Source organism: Burkholderia sp. BCC0398, from assembly GCF_902833245.1.
Lineage (GTDB): Bacteria > Pseudomonadota > Gammaproteobacteria > Burkholderiales > Burkholderiaceae > Burkholderia > Burkholderia sola.
In genome coordinates this window covers 386,614-393,172 of sequence record NZ_CADFEM010000002.1, presented here as the reverse complement: position 1 = coordinate 393,172, position 6,559 = coordinate 386,614, and the positions used below count along the sequence as shown (strand labels likewise).

Annotated in this window: 2 protein-coding genes, 2 rRNA genes and 2 pseudogenes (1 of these 6 cut by a window edge); 5 read left to right on the top strand and 1 reads right to left on the bottom strand. The window is 58.7% G+C overall.

What is annotated here, in order from left to right; genetic code table 11:
* The 3 genes and pseudogenes from HWX76_RS05645 to HWX76_RS05635 all read left to right on the top strand — a co-directional run.
* A 23S ribosomal RNA gene (locus HWX76_RS05645) occupies positions 1 to 1,356 on the top strand; it begins 1,520 nt to the left of the window's first position.
* Between the two features lie 227 nt (positions 1,357 to 1,583).
* Positions 1,584 to 1,696 (top strand): 5S ribosomal RNA (gene rrf / locus HWX76_RS05640).
* Positions 1,697 to 1,893: 197 nt separating this feature from the next.
* Positions 1,894 to 2,528, top strand: a pseudogene (locus tag HWX76_RS05635) (transposase); the annotation flags it as partial.
* 254 nt (positions 2,529 to 2,782) lie between these two features.
* Here HWX76_RS05635 and HWX76_RS05630 read toward each other — a convergent pair.
* Complete coding sequence (locus HWX76_RS05630; RefSeq protein WP_060316196.1) at positions 2,783 to 3,826, bottom strand: IS110 family transposase; 1,044 nt, start codon at positions 3,824 to 3,826, stop codon at positions 2,783 to 2,785.
* 45 nt (positions 3,827 to 3,871) lie between these two features.
* Between HWX76_RS05630 and HWX76_RS05625 the strand changes: the two are divergent.
* Both HWX76_RS05625 and HWX76_RS05620 read left to right on the top strand, forming a co-directional pair.
* Positions 3,872 to 4,381, top strand: a pseudogene (locus HWX76_RS05625) (integrase core domain-containing protein); the annotation flags it as partial.
* Positions 4,382 to 4,477: 96 nt separating this feature from the next.
* Complete coding sequence (locus HWX76_RS05620; protein ID WP_050013914.1) at positions 4,478 to 6,553, top strand: molybdopterin oxidoreductase family protein; 2,076 nt, start codon at positions 4,478 to 4,480, stop codon at positions 6,551 to 6,553.
* The last annotated feature ends 6 nt before the right edge of the window (positions 6,554 to 6,559 follow it).

Below are 6,559 nucleotides of genomic sequence, written 5' to 3'. Positions count from 1 at the left end.
AGGGAGCGAAGCAATTGGAAGTGGTTCCAAGAAAAGCCTCTAAGCTTCAGTCTAACGATGACCGTACCGCAAACCGACACAGGTGGGCGAGATGAGTATTCTAAGGCGCTTGAGAGAACTCGGGAGAAGGAACTCGGCAAATTGGTACCGTAACTTCGGGATAAGGTACGCCCTTGTAGCTTGACTGGCCTGCGCCAGGAGGGTGAAGGGGTTGCAATAAACTGGTGGCTGCGACTGTTTAATAAAAACACAGCACTCTGCAAACACGAAAGTGGACGTATAGGGTGTGACGCCTGCCCGGTGCCGGAAGATTAAATGATGGGGTGCAAGCTCTTGATTGAAGTCCCGGTAAACGGCGGCCGTAACTATAACGGTCCTAAGGTAGCGAAATTCCTTGTCGGGTAAGTTCCGACCTGCACGAATGGCGTAACGATGGCCACACTGTCTCCTCCCGAGACTCAGCGAAGTTGAAGTGTTTGTGATGATGCAATCTACCCGCGGCTAGACGGAAAGACCCCATGAACCTTTACTGTAGCTTTGCATTGGACTTTGAACCGATCTGTGTAGGATAGGTGGGAGGCTATGAAACCGGAACGCTAGTTTCGGTGGAGCCGTCCTTGAAATACCACCCTGGTTTGTTTGAGGTTCTAACCTTGGCCCGTGATCCGGGTCGGGGACAGTGCATGGTAGGCAGTTTGACTGGGGCGGTCTCCTCCCAAAGCGTAACGGAGGAGTACGAAGGTACGCTAGGTACGGTCGGAAATCGTGCTGATAGTGCAATGGCATAAGCGTGCTTAACTGCGAGACCGACAAGTCGAGCAGGTGCGAAAGCAGGTCATAGTGATCCGGTGGTTCTGTATGGAAGGGCCATCGCTCAACGGATAAAAGGTACTCTGGGGATAACAGGCTGATACCGCCCAAGAGTTCATATCGACGGCGGTGTTTGGCACCTCGATGTCGGCTCATCTCATCCTGGGGCTGTAGCCGGTCCCAAGGGTATGGCTGTTCGCCATTTAAAGAGGTACGTGAGCTGGGTTTAAAACGTCGTGAGACAGTTTGGTCCCTATCTGCCGTGGGCGTTGGATATTTGAAGGGGGCTGCTCCTAGTACGAGAGGACCGGAGTGGACGAACCTCTGGTGTACCGGTTGTCACGCCAGTGGCATCGCCGGGTAGCTATGTTCGGAAGAGATAACCGCTGAAAGCATCTAAGCGGGAAACTCGCCTTAAGATGAGATATCCCTGGGGACTAGATCCCCTTGAAGGGTCGTTCGAGACCAGGACGTTGATAGGTCAGGTGTGTAAGCGCAGTAATGCGTTCAGCTAACTGATACTAATTGCCCGTAAGGCTTGATCCTATAACAAGTCTGCCTTGTCGATGATCGTTAGTGCTTCAGCACTTACGAGCATCCCACGCAGAGCGTCGAGCAGCGGAGCTGATCGATGCGGCGCGCCGGTTGAAGTACCGGCGACCTGCGTAGCAAGATGAGACAAGTTGGATTCTCGTGTGTGATACACACAACTCAAAATTACTGCTTCTTCCAAGATTGGTTGTGCTGCGAAGCCAGCACAACAACCCTCTTTGCCTGATGACCATAGCGAGTCGGTCCCACCCCTTCCCATCCCGAACAGGACCGTGAAACGACTCTACGCCGATGATAGTGCGGATTCCCGTGTGAAAGTAGGTAATCGTCAGGCTCCCTCAAGCCAAAAACCCCCGTCCGAAAGGCGGGGGTTTTTGCATTTCGGCATTCCAAAAAGCATGTGGCGAGGCGTGACCGAGGCTACGTACGCCGGGCTCCTCTGCCGCAAATTGACCCTAGCCCGCAAAACTGTCCCATTTGGAAGTGGGGAATTCCGGCATGACGTTGTTATCGAGACCAGGAGGTCATGCCGTGAAGAAGAGCAAGTTCACCGAAGAGCAGATCGCATATGCGTTGAAGCAGGCCGAGCTGGGCACACCAGTCGCGGAGGTCTGCCGCAAGATGGGGATAAGCGACGCGACGTTTTACAACTGGCGGACGAAGTACGGCGGGCTGGCGCCTTCGGGGCTGCGCTGGCTGAAGCAGCTTGAGGAAGAAAACGCGAAGCTCAAACGCCTCGTGGCCGAACTGTCGCTGGACAAGGCCATGCTGCAGGATGTGCTGTCAAAAAAGCTCTGAAGCCTTCTCGGCGCCGTGATCTGGTCACGGACTTGATGCAGCGTTTCGGCGCAAGCCAGCGGCAGACCTGCGCGTTGTTGCAGCTGTCCCGCACGGTCTACCGTTACGAGTCGGTCGCGCGGGATCAAAGCGCGCTGGAGATGCGCATCAAGGAGATCACGGAAGTGCGGGTGCATTACGGCGCGCCCCGCGTGTACGTGATGCTTCGCCGGGAAGGCTGGCGAGATAATCATAAACGCGTCGAACGCGTGTATCGCGAATTGGGGCTTTCGTTGCGCCACAAACGACCTCGACGGAACAAGTCGGCCCGGCGCCGACAGCCAAAGCAGTTAGTAAGCGCAATCAACGAAATCTGGAGTATGGATTTCTCTATGGTCCACCCGCAAACCGCAAGCGCAGACTGGTGGCGATAGACGACTCGCGTTTATCTATCCGGCCTATAGCGATCCGATCGAAGCCGGATCTGGCCTGCATGATGTAGTCGCACGCTTCCGTCCCAATTAGTGGCGCGGCATGATGTCTGCCGGAAGTCCATACGGGTTTGGGGAAGCGACGGATGGTCGTTTGCGCCATGCTGATTGGCTGCGCGAGCTGCGGAAAGTAACGGTGGTCAGGGGTAGAGCTATCGGTCTGCTGCGATTCCGGTGCGGTAGTTCAGGTTAAACTCCGCGCCGCTTCGCATGACAGCCCATGCAATGCGTACGAGTTTGTTTGCCAGTGCGCAGACTGCAATGTGCGCATGCCGGCGTTCGGCAAGTTGGATTAGCCAGTGCTGGATCGGATCGTTGGGATGCTTGTCTTTCCATACCCATAGCGCACGGGCGCCCTGCACGAACAGGCGACGCAGATAACTGTTTCCCCTCTTTGTAATACCTAGCAAACGTGGCTTGCCGCCGGTTGTATGCTGTTGTGGCACCAGCCCCACCCAGGCGGCGAGATCACGTGCCCGCCGGAACGTTGATGCATTGCCGACTGCGGAGACGATGGCGGTCGACAGCAAGACACCGACGCCGGGAATCGTTTGAAGGCGTCGGCAAAGGTCACTCTCACGTGAGAGACATTTGAGCCGGTCGTTCATCTGTTCAATGGTTGTTTCCGTGTGATTCCACATGTCGAGCAACATGTGTCCAAGATCGCGCATCATGGGAGTTAAGCCGGCGTCTTCCTTCTCGAGCAGAGCGGGCAACACGGTGCGAAGCGCATAGAACCCCTGTGCAATCTCGATGCCGCGATCCAGCAGCAGTCCGCGAATCTGGTTGGTCAATGCCAGGCGTTGCTGGAGCATGCGTTCGCGGGCGCGATGCAGCGCCTGGACATCCATCTGTTCCTCTGACTTGAGCGGCACAAACCGCATCGTCGGAAGTCGGACAGCTTCGGCAATAGCCTGAGCGTCGTTAAAGTCGTTCTTCTGCGATTTGACGAACGGCTTGACGTACTGTGCTGGCAGAAGTTTGACGTCATGTCCGAAGCCCTGAAATTTGCGGGCCAGATACTGCGAGCCACAGCATGTTTCTATGCCGACAAGGCACGGTGGATGTTGTGCCATAAGCTGCAGGAGTTGATTACGCCCCAACTTCTCGCGCAGCACGACTTTGCCAGCAGCGTCGCAGCCGACGACGTGGAACCAGCGCTTGCCGAGATCGATTCCTAACGTGACCGAGTTCATGGCAGCCTCCATGGGTGGTAGCGCCACTACGATAGAAGAAGCGGGTGGACCATACCATTAGTTGCTGATGCGTTGTTTGATGGTCGACGCTTGCGCACGCTCACGATCGTGGACAACTACACGCGAGAATGCCTGGCGATTGAAGTCGACGGCTCGTTGCGTGGCGAGCACGTTGTCGCCGCACTGACCCGGCTTGCGCAGCATCGTCCGCTTCCCCGCTATATCAAGGCAGACAATGGCAGCGAATTTATTTCGAAGGCGCTGGACAAATGGGCGTACGAGAATGGCGTGGAGATTGACTTCTCGCGTCCTGGCAAGCCGACCGACAATGCGAAGAATGAATCCTTCAACGGACGCTTCCGGGAGGAATGCCTCAACGCACATTGGTTCTTGTCGCTCGAGGACGCCAGACGCAAAATCGAGGTCTGGCGCGAGTACTATAACGAGGCGCGTCCTCATTCTGCGCTGCAGTGGATGACACCGGCGGAATTTGCCCGCCAGTGCACCGATCGGGCCGATTCGGGCCGCCCCGAAGAGCCGGAATTTTCCAATTAAGACTGGGACGGAAATTGGGTCAGCCTCACTTCAGAGGGGGAAGGTCAAACGTCCCCACGTAAAATTTGCGAATCCCCATCTCTGCATTCAAAAACGATGAACGCCGCCACCCAGATAGCCCGGGCCGTTTGCCCGCATGATTGTCCGGACACGTGCGCAATGCGGGTGACCGTCGAGAACGGCAAGGCAATCAAGGTCACCGGCGATCCCGATCATCCGCCGACGCAGGGTGTGTTGTGTACGAAAGTCAGCCGATACGCGGATCGCGTTCATCATCCCGATCGCCTCACCGTCCCGCTCAAGCGCGTCGGCGCGAAGGGGGAAGGGCGCTTCGTGCCGATTAGCTGGAGCGAGGCATTCGACGAGATCGGGCGTCGCCTCGGTGAAATCGCCGAGCGCGCGCCGGAAGCAATCATGCCGTACAGCTATGCGGGGACGATGGGGTTCGTGCAAGGCGAGGGCATTGCCCAGCGCTTCTTCCACAAGCTCGGCGCGTCGCGGCTGGAGCGCACGATCTGCTCGGCGGCCGGCGCGGCGGGGCTGCGATACACATACGGCGGTAGTGTCGGCATGCACGTCGAGCACTTCGAGGAAAGCGAGCTGATCCTGATATGGGGCGCGAATCCGATTGCATCGAGCCTGCACTTCTGGACCCGCGCGCAGGAAGCGAAGCGTCGTGGCGCGCATCTTGTCGCGATCGACCCGTACCGTTCGCTCACCGCGGAGAAATGTCATCAGCACATTGCACTGAAGCCCGGTACCGATGGCGCGTTTGCGCTCGGCATGATGTACGTGCTGATTACCGAAAACCTGCTCGATCACGATTACATCGCCGACCACACACTCGGCTTTGACGCACTCAAGGCGCGCGCCTTGTCCTACCCGCCGGAACGCGTTGCGCAGATCTGCGGCATCGACGCATCGGAGCTGGTCGACCTTGCGCGTCGCTACGGCGCCACCCGCAAGGCATCGATTCGCCTCAACTACGGCATGCAGCGCGTTCGCGGCGGCGGCAATGCCGTGCGCGCAATCGCAAGCCTGCCGGCATTGACGGGGGCGTGGCGCGATCGGGCGGGTGGCCTGCTGCTCTCGTCGTCGGAATCGGCGCCCGTCAATCAGGCGACGCTGGTGCGTCCGGACCTGATGCCGGGTTGGCCGCACAAGCTGCCGCGCATCATCAACATGAACGCGCTCGGCGATGCGCTGCTACACCCGGGCGACGCGACGTTCGGGCCGAAAGTCGAAGCGGTGATCGTGTACAACTCGAATCCGGTGGCGGTTGCGCCGGACTCGTCGAAGGTTGCCGCGGGCTTCGCACGTGACGATTTGTTCACGGTCGTTCTCGAACACTTCAAGACGGATACGGTCGATTTCGCCGACATTGTCTTGCCGGCGACGACGCAGCTCGAACATCTGGATGTCCATAAGTCGTACGGCCATACCTACGTGATGGCCAACCTGCCGGCGATTCCGCCGGTGGGAGACGCGCGGCCGAACACGGAGATCTTTCGCGGAATCGCGCGCAGCATGGGACTCGACGAGCCCGCGCTCTATCACAGCGACGAAGAGGTCGCGCGTGCGGCGCTTCGCTGGGACGATCCGGCGCTCGACAGCGACTGGGACACGCTGAAGCGCGCCGGCTGGCTGAAGCTCAAGCTGCCGGAAGCGCCATTCGCGAACGGCGGTTTCCGCACACCCTCCGGCAAGTGCGAGTTCTACAGCCCGCGGCTCGAGCAGATGGGCATGGACCCCGTCCCTGACTATCTGCCGCCGTTCGAATCGGCCGAAGCCGCGCCCGGGCTTGCCGCACGCTATCCACTGGCGATGATTTCGCCGCCGGCCCGCCACTTCCTGAACAGCACGTTCGTGAACGTCGACAGCCTGCGTTCGACGGAAGGCGAGCCGCACCTGGACATGCATCCGTCCGACGCCCGCGCGCGCGGCATCGCAGAGGGAGACGTCGTCCGTATCTTCAACGACCGCGGATCGATGCAGGCGCTCGCGCGAGTAACCGATCGCGCGCGTGCCGGGCTCGTCGTCGGTCTGTCGATCTGGTGGAAGAAGCTGTCGCCGGACGGCAGGAACGCGAACGAGGTGACGAGCCAGGCGCTGACAGACCTGGGCAATTCGGCGACGTTTTACGATTGTCTTGTGGAAGTTGAGCGGATTTGATCGAAT